At 59.3% G+C, this 17,182-nt stretch carries 19 protein-coding genes; 17 read left to right on the top strand and 2 right to left on the bottom strand.

Features of this window, described 5'->3' with window-relative positions; translation table 11 throughout:
- The gene (locus ACIQUB_RS22945; RefSeq protein ID WP_402932582.1) at window positions 1–291 is read right to left on the bottom strand and encodes a hypothetical protein; all 291 of its coding nucleotides are present in this window, start codon (window positions 289–291) and stop codon (window positions 1–3) included.
- A gap of 202 nt (window positions 292–493) precedes the next feature.
- On the opposite strand from ACIQUB_RS22945, the gene ACIQUB_RS22940 reads away from it, so the two are divergent.
- From ACIQUB_RS22940 to ACIQUB_RS22885, 12 genes are all read left to right on the top strand, one after another.
- On the top strand, window positions 494–709 hold the full coding sequence (locus tag ACIQUB_RS22940; protein ID WP_402932579.1) for a hypothetical protein: 216 nt from the start codon (window positions 494–496) through the stop codon (window positions 707–709).
- 134 nt (window positions 710–843) lie between these two features.
- Window positions 844–1,446 (top strand): amino acid synthesis family protein, encoded by a 603-nt coding sequence (locus tag ACIQUB_RS22935; protein ID WP_402932576.1) that lies wholly within the window; start codon window positions 844–846, stop codon window positions 1,444–1,446.
- A 15-nt stretch (window positions 1,447–1,461) separates the two neighbouring features.
- Window positions 1,462–2,304 (top strand): alpha/beta fold hydrolase, encoded by an 843-nt coding sequence (locus ACIQUB_RS22930; protein ID WP_402932573.1) that lies wholly within the window; start codon window positions 1,462–1,464, stop codon window positions 2,302–2,304.
- Entirely contained in the window at window positions 2,301–3,239 is a 939-nt protein-coding gene (locus tag ACIQUB_RS22925) for a flavin reductase (RefSeq protein ID WP_402932570.1), read from the top strand. Before ACIQUB_RS22930 ends, ACIQUB_RS22925 begins: the two co-directional genes overlap by 4 nt.
- Window positions 3,236–4,273, top strand: a complete 1,038-nt coding sequence (locus ACIQUB_RS22920) for an LLM class flavin-dependent oxidoreductase (RefSeq protein ID WP_402932567.1) — start codon at window positions 3,236–3,238, stop codon at window positions 4,271–4,273. Before ACIQUB_RS22925 ends, ACIQUB_RS22920 begins: the two co-directional genes overlap by 4 nt.
- Before the next feature lie 21 nt (window positions 4,274–4,294).
- Complete coding sequence (locus ACIQUB_RS22915; RefSeq protein WP_402932564.1) at window positions 4,295–5,758, top strand: aldehyde dehydrogenase; 1,464 nt, start codon at window positions 4,295–4,297, stop codon at window positions 5,756–5,758.
- Between the two features lie 5 nt (window positions 5,759–5,763).
- Window positions 5,764–6,096 carry an NIPSNAP family protein gene (locus ACIQUB_RS22910; protein WP_402932561.1) on the top strand — a complete coding sequence of 111 codons (333 nt, stop codon included), beginning with the start codon at window positions 5,764–5,766 and terminating at the stop codon, window positions 6,094–6,096.
- Window positions 6,097–6,132: 36 nt separating this feature from the next.
- On the top strand, window positions 6,133–7,143 hold the full coding sequence (locus ACIQUB_RS22905) for an ABC transporter substrate-binding protein (RefSeq protein WP_402932558.1): 1,011 nt from the start codon (window positions 6,133–6,135) through the stop codon (window positions 7,141–7,143).
- A gap of 70 nt (window positions 7,144–7,213) precedes the next feature.
- On the top strand, window positions 7,214–8,071 hold the full coding sequence (locus tag ACIQUB_RS22900) for an ABC transporter permease (RefSeq protein WP_402932555.1): 858 nt from the start codon (window positions 7,214–7,216) through the stop codon (window positions 8,069–8,071).
- A gap of 5 nt (window positions 8,072–8,076) precedes the next feature.
- Entirely contained in the window at window positions 8,077–8,877 is an 801-nt protein-coding gene (locus ACIQUB_RS22895) for an ABC transporter permease (protein ID WP_402932552.1), read from the top strand.
- A complete protein-coding gene (locus ACIQUB_RS22890) occupies window positions 8,874–9,950 on the top strand; it encodes an ABC transporter ATP-binding protein (RefSeq protein ID WP_402932549.1) in 1,077 nt (358 codons plus the stop codon). Before ACIQUB_RS22895 ends, ACIQUB_RS22890 begins: the two co-directional genes overlap by 4 nt.
- A gap of 74 nt (window positions 9,951–10,024) precedes the next feature.
- Window positions 10,025–11,506 carry an NAD-dependent succinate-semialdehyde dehydrogenase gene (locus ACIQUB_RS22885; protein ID WP_402932546.1) on the top strand — a complete coding sequence of 494 codons (1,482 nt, stop codon included), beginning with the start codon at window positions 10,025–10,027 and terminating at the stop codon, window positions 11,504–11,506.
- 110 nt (window positions 11,507–11,616) lie between these two features.
- Here the strand turns inward: ACIQUB_RS22885 and ACIQUB_RS22880 are convergent, their stop codons facing one another.
- A complete protein-coding gene (locus ACIQUB_RS22880; RefSeq protein WP_402932543.1) occupies window positions 11,617–12,303 on the bottom strand; it encodes a GntR family transcriptional regulator in 687 nt (228 codons plus the stop codon).
- A gap of 176 nt (window positions 12,304–12,479) precedes the next feature.
- Between ACIQUB_RS22880 and ACIQUB_RS22875 the strand changes: the two genes are divergently transcribed.
- The 5 genes from ACIQUB_RS22875 to ACIQUB_RS22855 all read left to right on the top strand — a co-directional run bounded on the left by ACIQUB_RS22875 (window position 12,480) and on the right by ACIQUB_RS22855 (window position 16,513).
- Window positions 12,480–13,316, top strand: coding sequence for a transporter substrate-binding domain-containing protein (locus tag ACIQUB_RS22875; RefSeq protein WP_402932540.1), 837 nt, complete (start codon window positions 12,480–12,482; stop codon window positions 13,314–13,316).
- 131 nt (window positions 13,317–13,447) lie between these two features.
- Window positions 13,448–14,110 carry an amino acid ABC transporter permease gene (locus ACIQUB_RS22870; protein WP_402932537.1) on the top strand — a complete coding sequence of 221 codons (663 nt, stop codon included), beginning with the start codon at window positions 13,448–13,450 and terminating at the stop codon, window positions 14,108–14,110.
- Between the two features lie 7 nt (window positions 14,111–14,117).
- Window positions 14,118–14,783 (top strand): amino acid ABC transporter permease, encoded by a 666-nt coding sequence (locus ACIQUB_RS22865; RefSeq protein ID WP_402932534.1) that lies wholly within the window; start codon window positions 14,118–14,120, stop codon window positions 14,781–14,783.
- A gap of 15 nt (window positions 14,784–14,798) precedes the next feature.
- Complete coding sequence (locus ACIQUB_RS22860; RefSeq protein ID WP_402932531.1) at window positions 14,799–15,596, top strand: amino acid ABC transporter ATP-binding protein; 798 nt, start codon at window positions 14,799–14,801, stop codon at window positions 15,594–15,596.
- Complete coding sequence (locus ACIQUB_RS22855; protein ID WP_402932528.1) at window positions 15,593–16,513, top strand: aminotransferase class IV; 921 nt, start codon at window positions 15,593–15,595, stop codon at window positions 16,511–16,513. The genes ACIQUB_RS22860 and ACIQUB_RS22855 overlap by 4 nt, the downstream gene beginning before the upstream one ends.
- Window positions 16,514–17,182: the final 669 nt, after the last annotated feature.

Below are 17,182 nucleotides of genomic sequence, written 5' to 3'. Positions count from 1 at the left end.
CTACTGGCAGACATGGTTTGAGTCACGCCCAAACTCAATCTGTATGATGGCATGCCATTGCAAAGACAGGTCTGAGAACTCGGTGAAATGCGGGAACTTGCCGAGATGGCTTTCTATGCCGCTGGTTTCTGCGGCAATCCCTTCGCCGCGGCTGGCATGACAGGACGGTCTGGTCGCGCTTGGCGGGGCATTGCATACGGCCAAGGCTGCGGCGATCGTCGCCACCATTGGCGATGCGCTGCCGTCGCTGAAAGTGCCGCGGATCGTCGACGCTGTCGTCATGCCGGTCATTGCCATCCGCACTACAGCGGAATCGGATCGAAAGTCTCGTTTACGCTGTGTTCGCCGATATGGTCGGGCAGGAACAGATGCTGATCCTCGGCGCGGCGGCCCTGCCAGCGGCCGCGATCGCAGATTACGATGACGACGACCTGCCTGTCCCGGGTCGACGTTTATACCGGCATCGACCTCCACCCACGCATCGGAAGCTTTGGTGAATCTCAGCGGAAACCCGCATTCGGAGACGCTTGGACTGTCGGCACTGAAGCTAACCGGCGATGAGCTGCCGCGGGTCGCAGAAGCGCCAGATGACAGGCCCGCGCGCGAAGTGATCATGCTGGGGCACTGCATGCCGGCCAAGCGGCCTCGAACAATTCACAGTGTAGATTTACCGGACGAAGCGCAAATGCGGCGTCGGTATGCGCTCTGATATGGAAGCGTCTCAATGTTCGAGTGCTTTGCATCGCTCAAATGCGGAGAAATTCGCACCCGGAGAACGAATGCACTTGACTGGAACGTATGATGGCATACCATAACATAAAGCACAGGAATGAGGGAGCCATTATGAGCATCGAAATCCGTAAGACACTTGTTCAGATCGAGACGACGCTGATCGAGGGCGGTCGCGCCGCTCCGACGCCGCTCAAGTTTTTTTCGGCCTTTGCCGTCGTGAAGAACCCCTGGGCGGGCCGCGGCTTCGTCGAAAATCTGAAGCCAGAAATCCATGCCGCAGCACCGGTCCTCGGTGAATTGCTCACCCGCATGATCATCGAAGCAGTAGGGTCCGGCGAAGCGGTGGAAGGCTATGGTAAGGCTGCGGTCGTCGGCCTTGACGGTGAGATCGAGCACGCTTCGGCGCTGATCCATACGCTGCGCTTCGGCAACCATTTCCGCACCGCGGTCGGCGCCAAGTCCTATCTCGCTTTCTGCAACACACGTGGTCCGGCCAACGCGCCGATCATGATTCCGCTGATGGACAAAAACGACGAAGGCCGTCGCTCGCATTACATGACGATCCAGACGTCGATCCCGGATGCGCCGGCGGCCGACGAGATCGTGGTTGCGCTCGGTGCCTCGGTCGGCGGGCGCCCGCACCACCGGATCAGCGATCGCTACCAGGATCTAAAGGATTTGGGTCAGGACGTCGCGAACCCCGCAGGCGTTTAAGTGAAGGGTTTTGTCATGCCGAACCCGACCGATACGCCCACTGCCACCGCAGAAATTCAACGCCAGCGCTATCCGCGCAGCATCAACGCAGCCGGCGTTGCCTATCATGAAGCGGGGGAGGGCGAACCGCTTCTGCTGATCCATGGCGTCGGCATGCGGCTGGATGCATGGGAACCGCAGATTTCGGAACTGGCCAAAACCCATCGCGTCATCGCGGTGGACATGCCGGGCCACGGCGAGAGCGCCAAACTTCCGGCCGGCAGCACGATCAAGGATTTCGTTGCCTGGGTCGGTCGCTTTTTAGACGACAAAGGTCTTGATCGGGTCAACATCGCAGGGCACTCGATGGGTGCGATGATTTCCGGTGGATCAGTGGCGAGCTTTCCCGAGCGGATCATTCGAGTGGCTTACCTGAACGGCGTCCACAGGCGCGATCCCTTCGCCAAGGCAGCGGTGCTGGCGCGAGCCGCAGCGATCGCCACCATCGGCATCGACAAGGAAGGCCCGCTACTGCGCTGGTTTGGCGACGATCCCAACAGCAACCGCGCTCGCGAATTGACGCGCGGCTGGCTTGGCGAGATCGATCAGGAAAGCTATGCGACAGCCTACGGCGCCTTTGCCGGCGGCGACGACGTCTTCTGCGATTGCTGGGCCGCCGTGAAATGCCCGGCGATGTTTTTGACAGGGGACGGCGATCCCAATTCGACGCCGGAGATGGCTGAGACCATGGCCACGATGGCTCAAGACGGCTGGGCCAAGATCATCAGGGGCCATCGCCACATGGTCAACCTGACGGCTCCCCAAGCCGTCAATACATTCATGCGTGACTGGCTGGCTAGGGAGGAGAAGCACAGATGACGCTGCAACAGATCGAACCAAGGCTTCTGCGCGATGCGTTCGGCGCGTTCCTGACTGGCGTGACCGTCGTCACGACTTTCAACGACGAGATGGCGCCGATCGGCTTTACTGCCAATAGCTTTACCAGCGTGTCGCTAGATCCGCCGCTGCTTCTGGTGTGCCTCGCAAAGACGTCGCGCAACTACCAGACGCTGATGACCTGCAAGGGGTTTGCGGTCAACATACTGGCCGAGGATCAGAAGGATGTTTCCAACACCTTCGCCCGCCCTGTCGAGGACCGCTTTGCTGTGGTCGACTGGCAGACGGGACCCTTCGGCTCGCCGGTCTTTGCCGATGTGGCTGCCTGGTTCGATTGTTCTGCACATGATCGTGTCGATGCGGGCGACCACATCGTCCTGGTTGGAAGGGTCGAGTCCTTCGAAAATTCCGGCAAGACGGGACTGGGCTACGCACGCGGCGGTTACTTCACGCCGGCGCTGACCGAGAAGAACTTGCTCGCCAACGTCGACGGCAGTCTGGCGGTCGGCGCAGTCGCCGAGCGCGCAGGTGAAGTGTTGCTGATGCCGGGTCCGAGCGGCGGCTGGACATTGCCTTTCGTCGACAAGGCGGAAAGCGAAGGCGTGGATGCGCTTGAACCACAATTCACCGCCGAGATCGGCCTCACGATTCAGACCGGGCTGCTCTACTCGATCTACGAGGACACCAAGACCGGACGGCAGCATATCGTCTATCGCGCGGCGCTGGGCGAGGGCACGCCGAAGGTCGGCCGTCTTTTTCCGGTCCAGAAACTGCCTCTCGACGAAATTCACGATTCCGCGGTCCGCGAGACCGTCAAGCGCTATGCTCAGGAGAGCATGCTCGGCAATTTCGGGATCTACTTCGGCAACCAGGAAAAAGGCCGCGTCCATGCCGTGGCCAAAAAGGGTGAATTATGAAATTCTCGCTTTTCGTCCATATGGAACGGCTCAATGCCAGCCAAAGCCATGAAGAACTCTACGAGGAATTCCTGAAGCTGTGCGAGATCGCCGACAAGGGTGGCATGCATGCCATTTGGACCGGCGAGCACCATGGGATGGATTTCACCATCGCGCCGAATCCATTCGTCAGCCTCGCGGACCTTGCCAACCGCTTCGAGAATGTGCGGCTTGGCACCGGCACGGTGATCGCACCGTTCTGGCATCCGATCAAGCTTGCAGGCGAAGCGGCGATGACCGATATCATAAGCGGTGGTCGTCTTGATCTCGGTATTGCCCGGGGTGCTTACAGCTTTGAATATGAGCGTGTCCTGCCGGGCCTCGACCCGTGGGGTGCCGGCCAGCGCATGCGCGAACTCATCCCGGCGATCAAGGGTATCTGGGCAGGCGACTATGCTCACGAGGGCGAGTTTTGGAAATTTCCGTCGACGACGTCTGCGCCTAAACCGGTGCAGCAGCCGCACCCTCCAATCTGGGTGGCTGCGCGTGATCCCAACAGCCATGAATTTGCGGTCGCCAATGGCTGCAATGTGCAGTGCACGCCCCTTGCCAATGGTGAGGCCGAGATCGCCAGCCTAATGGAGCGCTTCAACGCGGCCTGCGAGAAGGCGCCCGATGTAACGCGCCCGAAGATCATGCTGCTGCAGCATACCTATGTCGGTTCGAATGAGGCCGATATCGCCCAGGCAGCGAAAGAAATCAGTACCTATTACAATTACTTCTTCGCCTGGTTCAAGAACGAGCGGCCGATCAGTCAAGGCTTGATCCAGACCCTGAGCGATGAAGAGCTTGCGGCGAACGCAAACCTCTCGCCCGACAAGATGGCCGCCAACATGCCGGTCGGCAACGCGGCAACCGTCATTGACCGCCTAAAGGTTTATGAAAAGCAGGGCTGGGACGAGTATTCGTTCTGGATCGATACGGGCATGAGCTTCGAGCGCAAGAAGGCGTCGCTCGAACGCTTCATCGCCGACGTCATGCCGGCGTTCCGGTAAGCAGGCTCCGGAGAGGATGGGATGCAGAACTTCCAGCAATATGTAGACGGCGTTTTCGAAGATGGTTCGGCGCGGTTCGACAGTATCGATCCTGCGATCGGAAAGGTCTGGGCTTCCATGCCGGAGGCTCGGGAAGCGGATGTCGACCGTGCCGTGAAAGCAGCCGAGCGGGCGCTCTGGAACGGTGCATGGCCGGCGATGACCGCGACGGCGCGCGGAAAGCTCCTCTATAAGCTGGCGGATCTGGTCCAGGCCAATGCGCAAAAGCTCGCCGAACTTGAAACGCGCGATACCGGCAAGATCATCCGCGAGACCTCGGCCCAGATCGCTTATGTCGCCGACTATTACCGCTATTATGCGGGGCTCGCTGACAAGATCGAAGGCTCGACGCTTGCAATCGACAAGGCCGAGATGGACGTCTGGACGCGGCGCGAACCCGTTGGAGTCGTTGCCGCCATCGTGCCATGGAACAGCCAGCTCTTTCTGGCCGCGGTCAAGATTGGCCCGGCGCTCGCCGCCGGCTGCACAATGGTCGTCAAGGCTTCTGAAGACGGCCCGGCGCCGATGCTCGAATTTGCCCGTCTCGTGCATGAGGCAGGCTTTCCCAAGGGTGTGCTCAACGTCATCACCGGCTTCGGCCCGTCCTGCGGGAGTGCACTCACCCGGCATCCTGATGTCGCCCACATCGCCTTCACCGGTGGACCGGCCACCGCATCGCATGTGGTGCGCAATTCGGCGGAAAATCTTGCCAGCACGTCGCTGGAACTCGGCGGTAAGTCGCCGTTTATCGTGTTCGCCGATGCCGATCTCGAAAGCGCCGCCAATGCCCAGGTTGCCGGTATCTTCGCCGCCACCGGACAGAGCTGCGTCGCTGGGTCCCGGCTGCTTGTCGAGCGCTCGGTGAAAGACAGGTTCGTCGCGCTCCTCAAGGCAAAGGCCGAGGCAATCCGCATCGGTACGCCGCTCGACATGGCAACCGAGGTCGGCCCGCTTTGCACCAAGCGCCAGCGCGATCATGTCGAAAAGGTCGTGTTAGCTTCTGTCAATTACGGTGCAAAGGTCGTGACCGGTGGCCGCGCCGGCGAAGGCGATGGTTTCTACTACATGCCGACCATTCTGGACTGTGACGGCATCAATGCCGCCTCGGTCGAAACCGAGCTCTTCGGCCCAGTACTTTCGGTCGTGTCCTTCACGAACGAGGATCAAGCGGTCACCCTGGCAAACGATACCCGATACGGGCTTGCATCCGGCGTCTTCACCCAGAACCTGACCCGGGCACATCGGATGGTCAAGCGTATCCGCGCCGGCATCGTCTGGATCAACACCTATCGCGCCGTCTCGCCGATCGCCCCGTTTGGTGGATATGGCCAGTCCGGGCACGGCCGAGAAGGTGGGATGGCCGCAGCGCTCGATTTCACCCGCACGAAGACGGTGTGGCTGAGAACATCCGACGAGCCGTTCCCCGACCCCTTCGTGATGCGGTGAGTGCGATGTTTTACGAGATCAGGACCTACAAACTGAAGAACGGCGCCATTCCGGAATACCTGAAGGTAGTTGAGGAAGAGGGCATCGAAATCCAAAAAGGCCACCTTGGCGCCCTAGTTGGCTATTTCTTTTCCGAGATAGGCACGATCAACGAGATCGTTCACATCTGGGCCTTTTCCAGTCTCGATGATCGCGAAGTACGCCGTCACAGCCTCATGGCTGATCCGCGATGGCAGGCGTTTCTCCCCAAAATCCGTGACCTAATCCAGGTGGCGGAAAACAAAATTATGAAGCCAGCGAACTTCTCTCCGAAAGGAGCTGAGACGCCGACGGCATAAGGAATGCGTGGACACTAAAACAAAGGATAAGGGAACATGAAAATCAAGTTTGCATTCGCGGCAATTGCCGCGCTCGTCTCGGTCTCGGCTACCGCGAAGGCGGATACCCTGACATTCTCAAGTTGGGGAGGTACAACGCAGGACGCCCAAAAAGCCGCATGGGCCAATAGCTTCACTGATAAGACCGGCATTCAGATTCTTCAGGATGGGCCTACCGACTATGGCAAACTGAAAGCCATGGTTGAAGCGAATCAAGTCACTTGGGACGTGGTCGACGTCGAGGGAGACTATGCTGTCCAGGCAGGTAAAAAGGGAGAGCTTGAAAAACTCGACTTCAGCGTAATCGACAAGTCGAAGCTCGACCCGCGCTTCGTCACTGATTACTCGGTCGGTAGCTTCTATTATTCGTTCGTGATCGGATGTAATTCGGACGCCGTCAGCGCGTGCCCGAAAACCTGGGCCGACCTTTTTGACACGCAGAAATTTCCCGGTAAACGAACGTTCTACAAGTGGTCTGCTCCGGGCGTGATCGAGGCGGCACTGCTCGCCGACGGCGTACCGGCCGACAAGCTCTATCCGCTCGACCTTGATCGTGCCTTCAAGAAGCTAGACACGATCAAGTCGGATATCGTTTGGTGGTCGAGCGGGGCTCAGTCGCAACAGCTTCTCGCCTCGGCCGAAGCGCCGTTCGGTAGCATCTGGAACGGCAGGATGACGGCGCTCGCGGCGAGTGGCGTGAAAGCCGAGACCTCGTGGGATCACAACATCACGGCCGCAGATTCGCTCGTCATACCGAAGGGTGCGCCCAACCTTGACGCCGCTATGAAGTTTATCGCCACAGCGACGTCCGCCCAACAGCAGGCCGATTTCGCCAAGGCGACGGGCTATGCGCCCACCAATCTTGGTTCTGGTAAGCTGATGGATCCAGAGACCGCAAAAACCCTGCCTGACCAGCAGACGACGAGCCAGGTGAACGCCGACATGTCGTACTGGGCCGACAATCGCGACGCCATCGGTGAGCGCTGGTACGCTTGGCAGGCCAAATAGACGGCGCCGTCCGCCTGACACGGGCCAGTCTCTGGCCCGTTTACTTCTGTGAGGAACCGGGAGGTTTGAAATGGTTCTGTCGGTAGCGACTGACAGTGGACGGACAAAGATCACGCGCAACGGCAGTTTCGGCTATGTCGTGCCAGCTCTGTTTCTGATCGTGTTCTTCTTCGTCGTCCCGGTACTTATGTTGCTGATGCGCAGCGTGCTCGAACCTGCACCAGGTCTTCAGAACTACCGGGAGCTTCTCGGCTCGACGACCTATCTGCGCGTCTTCCTGAACACGTTTACGGTCGCCGGTCTGGTCACGGCAGTTGCCGTGACGATTGGCTTTCCGGTGGCATGGCTGCTTGCCATCATGCCCGACCGTTGGTCACGACTGGTGATGGCTATCATCGTACTGTCGATGTGGACCAACCTCCTAGCTCGCACCTATGCCTGGATGGTGCTCTTACAGCGCACCGGCGTCGTCAACAAGATGCTGATGAGCCTTGGCGTCATCGATACGCCTTTGGCGTTGGTGAACAATCTCGTCGGCGTCACGATCGGCATGACCTATATCATGCTGCCGTTCGTGATCCTGCCGCTGATCGGCATCCTGAAGTCGATCGATCCGGCCATCCTGCGGGCCGCGGCACTTTGCGGTGCCAACAAACGGCAGTGCTTCACTCGCGTACTGCTGCCGCTTTCGCTGCCGGGCATTGCCTCTGGCGCGCTGATGGTCTTCGTCATGTCGCTCGGCTATTACGTCACGCCGGCCCTTCTGGGCGGCACGTCCAACATGATGCTGGCCGAACTCGTGGCGCAGTTCGTGCAGTCGCTGGTCAACTGGGGCATGGGAGGCGCTGCGGCGCTCGTCCTCCTCCTCGTTACCCTGGCGCTCTACGCCGTACAGCTCAAATTCCTGAACCCCGATCGGGCGAGGTGACGATCATGCTGCTCGATTTCGACAAGCTCGGCGGTTTGAAGCCGTTCCTGGTCGGCCTCACGGTCCTGGTGTGCCTGTTCCTGATCCTGCCGATCGTCTTCATCGCGGCGCTCTCCTTCGGTTCGTCGCAGTGGCTGATCTTTCCACCACCGTCGTGGACGATCAAATGGTATCAGGAGCTCTTTGCCGATCCGCGCTGGCTCTATTCGGCGTGGGCGAGCCTGAAGATCGCGGCCATCGTGACCGTTCTCTCGGTCGCGCTAGGCTTTCTCGCCGCCCTCGGTCTCGACCGCGGCACGTTCTCCGGCCGAGAAGCCCTGCGGGCCCTTTTCCTCACCCCCATGATCCTCCCGGTCGTGGTGCTCGCCGTCGCGCTTTACGCGCTGTTTCTGCAGCTCGGGCTGGCGGGCACCACGATAGGATTCGTCATTGCACATTTGCTGATAGCGCTGCCGTTTTCGATCATCTCGATCGGCAACGCACTGCAAGGTTTTGACAAGTCGATTGAGGACGCAGCGATCCTGTGTGGCGCAAGCCCTTGGGAAGCTCGTATACGGGTAACGGTTCCCGCCGTTAGCCATGGTATCTTCGCCGCAGCGATCTTTTCCTTTCTCGCCTCGTGGGATGAGGTCGTCCTCGCAATCTTCATGGCCAGCCCGACACTCCAGACACTGCCGGTCAAGATCTGGGCCACTCTGCGGCAGGATCTGACGCCCGTCATCGCCGCCGCCTCCACCATTCTTATTGCCTTCACCATCCTTCTGATGGTTCTGGCCGCACTCTTCCGCAAGGGACGTAAAGCATGACGCAGCCGTTTCTCTCCATTCGTGGAATTCGCAAGGCGTTCGGGCTGGTCACCGCCGTCAAGAACGTAACGATGGACGTCGCCGAGGGCGAGTTCATGACCTTCCTCGGGCCCTCCGGTTCGGGCAAGTCGACGACGCTCTACATCCTCGCGGGTTTTCAGGACCCGACGGAGGGCGATATCCTTCTGAACGGGCAAAGCCTGCTCGCGACGCCCTCTCACAAACGCAACATCGGTATGGTGTTCCAGCGCTATACGCTGTTTCCGCATCTGACCGTGGGCGAGAACGTCGCCTTTCCGCTGCGCATCCGTCGCCTCGGACAGGCCGAAATCGCCGAGCGGGTGAAGAAGGCGCTGAAGCTGGTCCGTCTCGAGGGTTTTGAAGACCGTAAGCCGGCCCTGATGTCCGGCGGCCAGCAACAGCGCGTCGCACTGGCCCGGGCACTGGTCTACAATCCGCCTGTGCTCTTGATGGACGAGCCGTTGTCGGCACTCGACAAGAAGCTCCGTGAAGAAATCCAGTTCGAGATCCGCCGTATTCACCAGGAAACCGGCGTGACCATTCTTTACGTCACCCATGACCAGGAAGAGGCGTTGCGCCTGTCCGATCGTATCGCCGTGTTCAGTCAGGGTGAGATCGACCAGATCGGGACCGGGCAGGAGCTCTATGCAAATCCAGCTACGCATTTCGTGGCGGGCTTCATCGGCGACAGCAATTTCATCAATGCCGAGATACTCTCAAGCGTCGACGGCAAGGCAAGGCTCTCGCTGCCGGGCGGCACTGTTGTCGACGGCGTACCTATGCATTCCGGCAAGGCGGGCGCCAAACACGCTTCTCTGTTGTTGCGGCCGGAGCGGCTGTCGCTCTCAAGCGCCAAGCCTGACAACGGCCTTGCCGTGACGATCAACGACATCACGTTCCTCGGCAACAATGTCGAAGTCAGCACGCGTACCGGCAATGGCGAAAGCCTTTCGGTGCGCCTCCCGTTTGGTCATGAGGCGATCTCGAGCATTAGCCGGGGCGATCAGGCCTGGCTGAGTTTTGAGCCGAAATCGACACATGCATTCGTCTGATCCTGATACCGCGGCCAGAGGAAACTGGTCGCGATCACTGCAGCAGATATCAGCCAATTGAGGGAAACCCTGCCATGGCTCTGTCCGACACACTTCTCAGCCGACTGAAAGATCCGTCGCTTGCCACCGACAAGGGTTTGATTGCCGGCAAATGGCAGGCAGAAGGTGACGGCGGGGCGACGTTCGACGTCACCAATCCGTCGACCGGAGAAGTGATCGCCACCTTGCCGGACATGACGCGAGCCGATGCCGCTAGTGCCATCGGTGCAGCGTACGCGGCGCAAAAGCTCTGGGCGAAGAAGACCGGCAAGGAACGCGCGGAAGTGCTGCGCAAGCTCTACGACCTGATCGTCGCGAATGTCGACGATCTCGCGGTGATCCTCACCATGGAAATGGGCAAGCCGTTGGTGGAGGCGAGGGGAGAGATCCTCTATGGCGCATCCTATGTCGAGTGGTTCGGCGAAGAGGCCAAGCGCGTGTACGGGGACACGATCCCTGGCCACCAACAGGACAAGCGCATCATCGTACTGAAGCAGCCGATCGGTGTCGTCGCCTCGATCACTCCGTGGAATTTCCCTAATGCCATGCTGGCGCGCAAGTTCGCACCGGCTGTTGCCGCCGGTTGTTCCATGGTCTCAAAGCCCGCGGCTGAAACGCCGCTTTCCGCCCTGGCGCTGGCGCTCCTCGCCGAGCGCGCCGGGCTTCCCGCCGGTGTCTTCAACGTCGTCACGTCGAAGAAATCCGCCGATATCGGCCTGGAATTCACCGAGAACGACAAGGTTCGCAAACTCACGTTTACGGGTTCTACCGGCGTCGGAAAAATCCTGATGCGCCAGGGCGCCGAGCAGATCCTGAAGCTTGGATTGGAACTTGGCGGCAATGCACCCTTTATCGTTTTCGACGATGCCGATGTCGATGCTGCGGTAGAGGGCGCGATGATTTCCAAGTATCGTAACAACGGTCAAACCTGCGTCTGTGCCAACCGGATTTACGTGCAAGCACGTATCTACGATTCCTTCGCCGAGAAGCTGGCGAAAAAAGTGTCGGCCATGAAGGTCGGCGACGGCTTCGAGCAGGGCGTGGTCGCCGGGCCCCTTATCACCGAAAAGGCCGTCGAGAAGGTCGAGGAACATATCGCCGATGCGCTTGAAAAGGGGGCCGCGGTGGCCGTTGGTGGCAAGCGCGATGCGCGAGGAGGGCTGTTCTTCCAGCCGACCATCCTGACGGGCGTGACCTCGGTCATGAAGGTGGCGAAGGAGGAGACCTTTGGACCGGTGGCGCCACTCTTTCGTTTCGAAACCGAGGACGAGGTGATCGAGATGGCCAACGACACTGAGTTCGGTCTCGCGTCCTATTTCTATGCGAAGGATCTATCGCGTGTCTTTCGCGTCGCCGAGGCGATGGAGTATGGCATGGTCGGCATCAATACCGGCGCGATCTCCACGGAGGTCGCGCCCTTCGGCGGTATCAAGCAATCGGGCCAAGGTCGCGAGGGATCGAAATACGGGATCGACGATTATGTCGAGGTCAAATATCTGTGCCTCCACGTGGATTGAATGCACTGATGGGTGTCAATGACGGTAGCATTCGTGACAGTTATTATAGCGTTTTCACAGTCTGCGCCGCGTCGATCGCAGGGTAACGACAGCTACGGGCCCTCCTTTACCTATCGAGACACCAGCGATGTGTTTGCACCTCGATTTACATCCATGAGAAAGGCCTCGGTCCGCTCAAATCCCTGTAGCATGTGACCCCTTATTTCAGCGGTCATCATTCCAAAGTCTGCTCCCATGGCTAGCCGGACATAGTTATCATGGCTTTCACGCTTCGGGCCGCGGCGTTCGTGCGCGCGGTGATGGGCCGCCCAATAGAGTTGCAGTTTGCCCCGCAATCCCCGCCAGATGTCGAAGAGTATCTTGTGGCCGCACGCCTCATAAACGTAGGAGTGCAGGGCGAGCTCGGCTTTGATGCTGCCCTCGTCGTTGCCGCTGTCAATGCAGTTCAGGAGCCGCTCGTGCCGTATGATCATTTCTTGCGAAAACGCGGGCGTGCGGTTCTCCCAAATCAGCTTAAATGCAAAAATCTCCAATTCTGTCCTAAGCGAAAATATCTCATGTATATCCTCCACTGACAGGCTGATGACGTGCGTGCCGGTATAGGGAACGGTCACCAGCAGACCCTCTTCGATCAGGTGGCGGAGCGCCTCACGTAAGGGGCCGCGGCTGACGCCGAAGCGAACCGCCAGATCGGACTCCACGACGGCACTGCCGGGTGGAAGCTGGCCATTCATTATCGCGCCGCGCAGTTCTTCGACAATCTGCTCTCTGAACGTTTGTTTTCGTACCGGACGCAATTTGCTCTCCGTTATTTCGGCGAACGGCCGTTCCCGTTCTCTAGGTGACGAAGCTCAGCCGTTTCAAAACATTCTTGCTAGGCGGAAAATTTTTCCTTGAATTATGAATGTTGTTAATCGATTGTCAACAATACTAAATGGTGCGTCCACCTGCAATCCAGTGAGGGAACAAGGACATGAGCTCAAGGCGACAATTTCTACAGTATGCGGCGCTAGCAGCAGCGTTTCCGGCGCTCCAGATGCCTGGAGGCGCGTTTGCGGCGGCGTCACTGAATTCCGTCAAAACCCTGGGCAAGTTGCGCGTCGGCGTGACCGCAGCCGACCCATGGTTCGCCAAGGACCCGATGTCGGGTCAATGGAGCGGTGTCTGTGTCGAGATTGGCAAGAAGATGGCCACGGAACTGGGTGTTGCTTTCGAGCCCGTCGAGACGACCTGGGGCAACAGTGTTGCGGGCATTCAGGCAAATCAGATCGACGTGATGTTCGTTCTAGACCCGACGGAAGCACGCAAAAAGGCCATCGACTTTCCCGAAGCGCCACTCTTCTATTATGCTATGGGCGCACTAGTGAAGGATAATACACAGGTCAAGACCTGGGAGGATCTGAACAAGAGCGGTATGCGCATCGGCGTGACGCTAGGCACAAATGTCGACGCGCAGCTGACCGAAAAATTGAAGAAAGCCGAAATCGAGCGGTTCGCCAACAATGACGAAGCCATTGCTGCCTTCGCGGCAAATCGTGTAGACGTGGTTTCCCAATTCCATCCCGCGCTGATCGTGCAATATTCCCGCCTGAAGATGGGCAAGGTTGTGCTGCCGGAAGAGGTCATCGCCATTCCGACGAGTGTCGGCCTCATCAAAAGCGACGATCCGTCCTTCCGCACATGGGTGAATGACTACATCGACAAGCTTTACTCCAGCGGCGAAACGTCGAAGATCTTCGAGTCCTACTTGGCTTCTAAGGGGATCGATCCTAAGACAGTTCCCGGCCTCGTAAAGGAGCGGTGGACCTAACCAGCCAAGCAGCATCGGAGCTGTCGCGTGCCACTCAGAGCACGCAACAGCAGGCAATTCTCGAGCCTATGCATCGGTCTGGTCGCGGAAGCAGGCGGTTTGCGCGGCGTGGCGAAGCTTCGTGGTGGCGCATGAATTATCAATGGGATTTCAATGCGGTTCTCGAGCACCTTCCGATGCTTGTGGAAGGTCTCGTCGGAACGATCACCATCGGCGCAATCTCCATCGCGCTCGGTGTTCTTCTGGGCGGAGTAATCGCCTGCATGCGCATGTCGCCCACGGTCCTGCTGCGCATACCCGCGACCCTTTATGTGGATTTCTACCGGAATACGCCGGGCATCGTCCATTTCTTCTGGTTTTATTACGCGCTGCCCGTGGTCGCCAATATTTCCATGGGACCGCTGGAAGCAGCAGCGCTGGCGCTGACGACCCAATCGGCCGCGTTCTATTCGGAAGTCTTTCGCGGCGGCATCGTATCGATTGCGCCGGGACAGTGGGAAGGCGCCAAGGCGCTCGGCATGCGGCGCAGCCAGGCGCTTCGGCGCATCATCCTGCCGCAGGCCATCGGCCGCATGATCGCACCCTTCATCGAGCGATCCTTCGAGATTATCAAGACGACATCGCTGGCGTCCACGCTCGCCTATGGTGAACTGCTTTACCAGGCAATGCAGGTCGCCTCGATCACCTACCGTCCGCTGGAGGTCTACACAGTGGTGGCGGCAATCTATTTCCTCCTTTTGTTTGGTCTCAGTTCTCTGGCGAAATCGTTCGAGAACCGGGTCAGGATCGTCTGAGGCCGCGATGAACTATCAATGGGATTTCAGCATCATCTGGCGCAGCCTGCCGGTTCTCTGGAGAGGCGTCATCGTTACGGCGGAACTCTGGGCCATCAGCCTGCTGGTCGGCCTCGTCCTGGGTTACTTCATCGCGCTGCTGCGGCTTAGCCCGAACCGTGTACCCCAGATACTCGGCCGCGGCTTCGTCGAATTCTTCCGCAACATTCCGGCGCTGATCCAGCTTATCTGGTTCTTCTACGCCTTTCCGATCCTGATCGGCGCGCAACTGACCCCGTTCGTCGCCGCATCGCTCGGTATCAGCCTGAACACGGCGGCGTTCTGCGCGGAAATCTTCAGAAGCGGCATTCTCTCCATCGAGCGTGGCCAGTGGGAGGGCGCCAAGGCTCTCGGCATGACCCGCAGCGAAACATTCCGCCGCATCGTCCTGCCGCAGGTCGCCCAGCGCATGCTGCCGGCCTTCACCAACCGCGCGGTCGAAGTCGCCAAGGTCACGTCGCTCGCCTCCGTGCTCAGCGTCCAGGAGTTGATGTATCAGGGGCGGCTGCTCAGCGCGACCTTCTACCGGCCCCTGGAAATCCTGACGGCGGTCGGCATCGTCTATCTCATCATCATCTATCCGCTCAGCCTCACATCGATGGTGCTGGAGCGTCGGATGGCGCGCAATCGCTGATCCAGAGGGCAATTCATGAACAGTCCCATTCTCCGCAGCGCCGGCCTGCGCAAATTCTTCGGCCCGCTGGAAGTTCTCAAGGGCATCGATCTTGACGTCATGCCGGGCGAGCGCATCGCCATCATCGGCGGAAGCGGCTCTGGCAAGAGTACGTTTCTTCGCTGCCTGAACTTTATGGAAACACCGACGGACGGCCGTATCGATCTGGATGGCCGGCAGATCGGCCGCGTGAAACGCGATCGCAGCGGCAAGGACACCGTCGTCTATTCCGAGGCCGAGCTTTGCGATGTGCGCAAGCGCATCGGCATGGTCTTCCAGCAGTTCAACCTCTTCCCACATATCACGGTGCTGCAGAACGTGATGGAGGGGCTGGTCACGGTCAGCCACTTGCCCAAGCAGGAAGCCCGCGAACGCGCCGTGGCCGAACTCGACCGGGTTGGCCTTTCGGAAAAGCTCGACGCTTTTCCGGCACGATTGTCCGGCGGCCAACAGCAGCGCGTCGCGATTGCACGCGCGCTGGCGATGCGCCCGGAAATCCTGCTGTTCGACGAGCCGACCTCGTCGCTCGATCCCGAGCTGGTCGGCGAAGTGCTGCGCACCATCAACGCGTTGGCGGAGGAGGGCAGGACCATGCTGCTCGTCACCCACGAGCTTGGCTTCGCTTACCGCTTCGCGACGCGTGTTCTCTACATCCTCGACGGCGTCATCCACGAAGAAGGCACGCCGGACCAGATCTTCAACAATCCTCAACGCGAAAAGACACGGGCGTTCATCGAGCGCTCCTCTGAATTCTCACTGAAGGCAATGCAATGACCACGCAACACAGCGCACAGAGCTACGTCGGCGACAAGAAGAACGACGACGTCATGATCTATCTGAACGGTGAGTTCGTTCACCGCGACCAGGCTTCCGTTTCGGTGTTCGACAGCGGCTTTGTCCTTGGCGATGGCATCTGGGAAGGGCTGCGGCTGGTCAACAACCGGCTTCTTTCGGTCGAGCAGCACATGGATCGCCTGTTCGAGGGCGCGCGCGCCATCAATCTCGATATCGGCATGACGCGGCAGGAAGTGGTCGATGCGATCCTGGCGACCTGCGCCCGCAACGGGCTGACCGACGGCGCCCATATACGCCTGATGATCAGCCGCGGCCGCAAGGCGACGCCGAACCAGGATCCCCGTTTCATCATTGGCGGCGCCACCGTCGTCATCGTCGCGGAACTGAAACGCCCGATCTTCGAAGCATCGGATCGCGGGCTGAAGCTCTTCACGTCGACCTATCGCTGCAGTGCGCCAGATGTCTTCGATCTGCGCCTCAACTCACACAGCCGCCTCAACCTCATCCAGGCGCTCATTCAGGCCATTGCCGCTGGCGCAGACGAGGCGCTGATGCTCGATCCGCTCGGCTTCGTGGCGAGCTGCAATTCCACCAATTTCTTCATCGTACGCAAGAACGAACTCTGGACGTCGATGGGTAAATACAGCTTCAACGGCATTACCCGAGGCCATGTCATCGACCTCTATGGCGAGCATGTCGGTCCCTCGCGGCAGCTCGAATTCACCCTCGCGCAGGCATATTCAGCCGACGAGGCATTCGTTACCGGCACGCTTGGCGGCGTCACGCCGGTGACCGAGATCGACGGCCGGCCGATCGGATCCGGCAAGCCCGGTCCCGTAACCCGGCAGATCAGCAAGATCTACTGGGATTATGTCAAGACGAGCTGCGATGGCTGAAAACACCATTTAGGTGATACGAGGTGTCGCACAGATGCGTGGCTTCCGATCTGGCCAAAAAAGGACTAAATTGTTCGAGCCCCCGATCTACACGCTGGCGGCTATCGCACCACTGGCGATCATCAGTTTCTACGGCGGTCGCGCGGGCGGTTTTTCTACTTAGGTCTGCTTTGGATTTTCTTGGCGCTTGCCAGCACCATCGCCCTGCCAAAAGTCGCAACACTGCTATTGTTGCTGATCGATCTTGTGGGATCGCTACCAACCCCGTTCCAGCCTGAAGATAGGCGCAGCGCGGCGCAAACCTGATCATGTCGTCGGACGGCCTGCTGGGGTTGCCCGATGAGACCGGCCAAACCGAGTATCAACGCAAACTTTTCGATAGCAAGGCGACATGCCGAAGCCTCTGGCGAGTACTTAGATATTTATAAGCGATACGATCTCCGCGGCAAAAACGTCTCCACGATACAGACCTGCCGCGTGAAGGAGGTGCGCTCACCGCTACGTGAACAGTTCGGCGCTCTCCTTTCTCGTCAATGATGAGTGTCTTCAGCAGTCGGAACACAGGCGGAGGGCCGAGCGCGCGGCAATGCCGTATGCACAGATCGTCTCTTGAGATGGCGACAAGAGCCGGCGGTCCTACGTCGCTATGGTCTTTGTGGCAATTGGTTA

Origin of the sequence: Rhizobium sp. NPDC090275 (assembly GCF_044772225.1) — a bacterium.
Classification (GTDB): domain Bacteria; phylum Pseudomonadota; class Alphaproteobacteria; order Rhizobiales; family Rhizobiaceae; genus Rhizobium.
The sequence above is the reverse complement of the archived record's forward strand: the minus strand, read 5'-3'. Positions and strand labels throughout refer to the sequence as shown.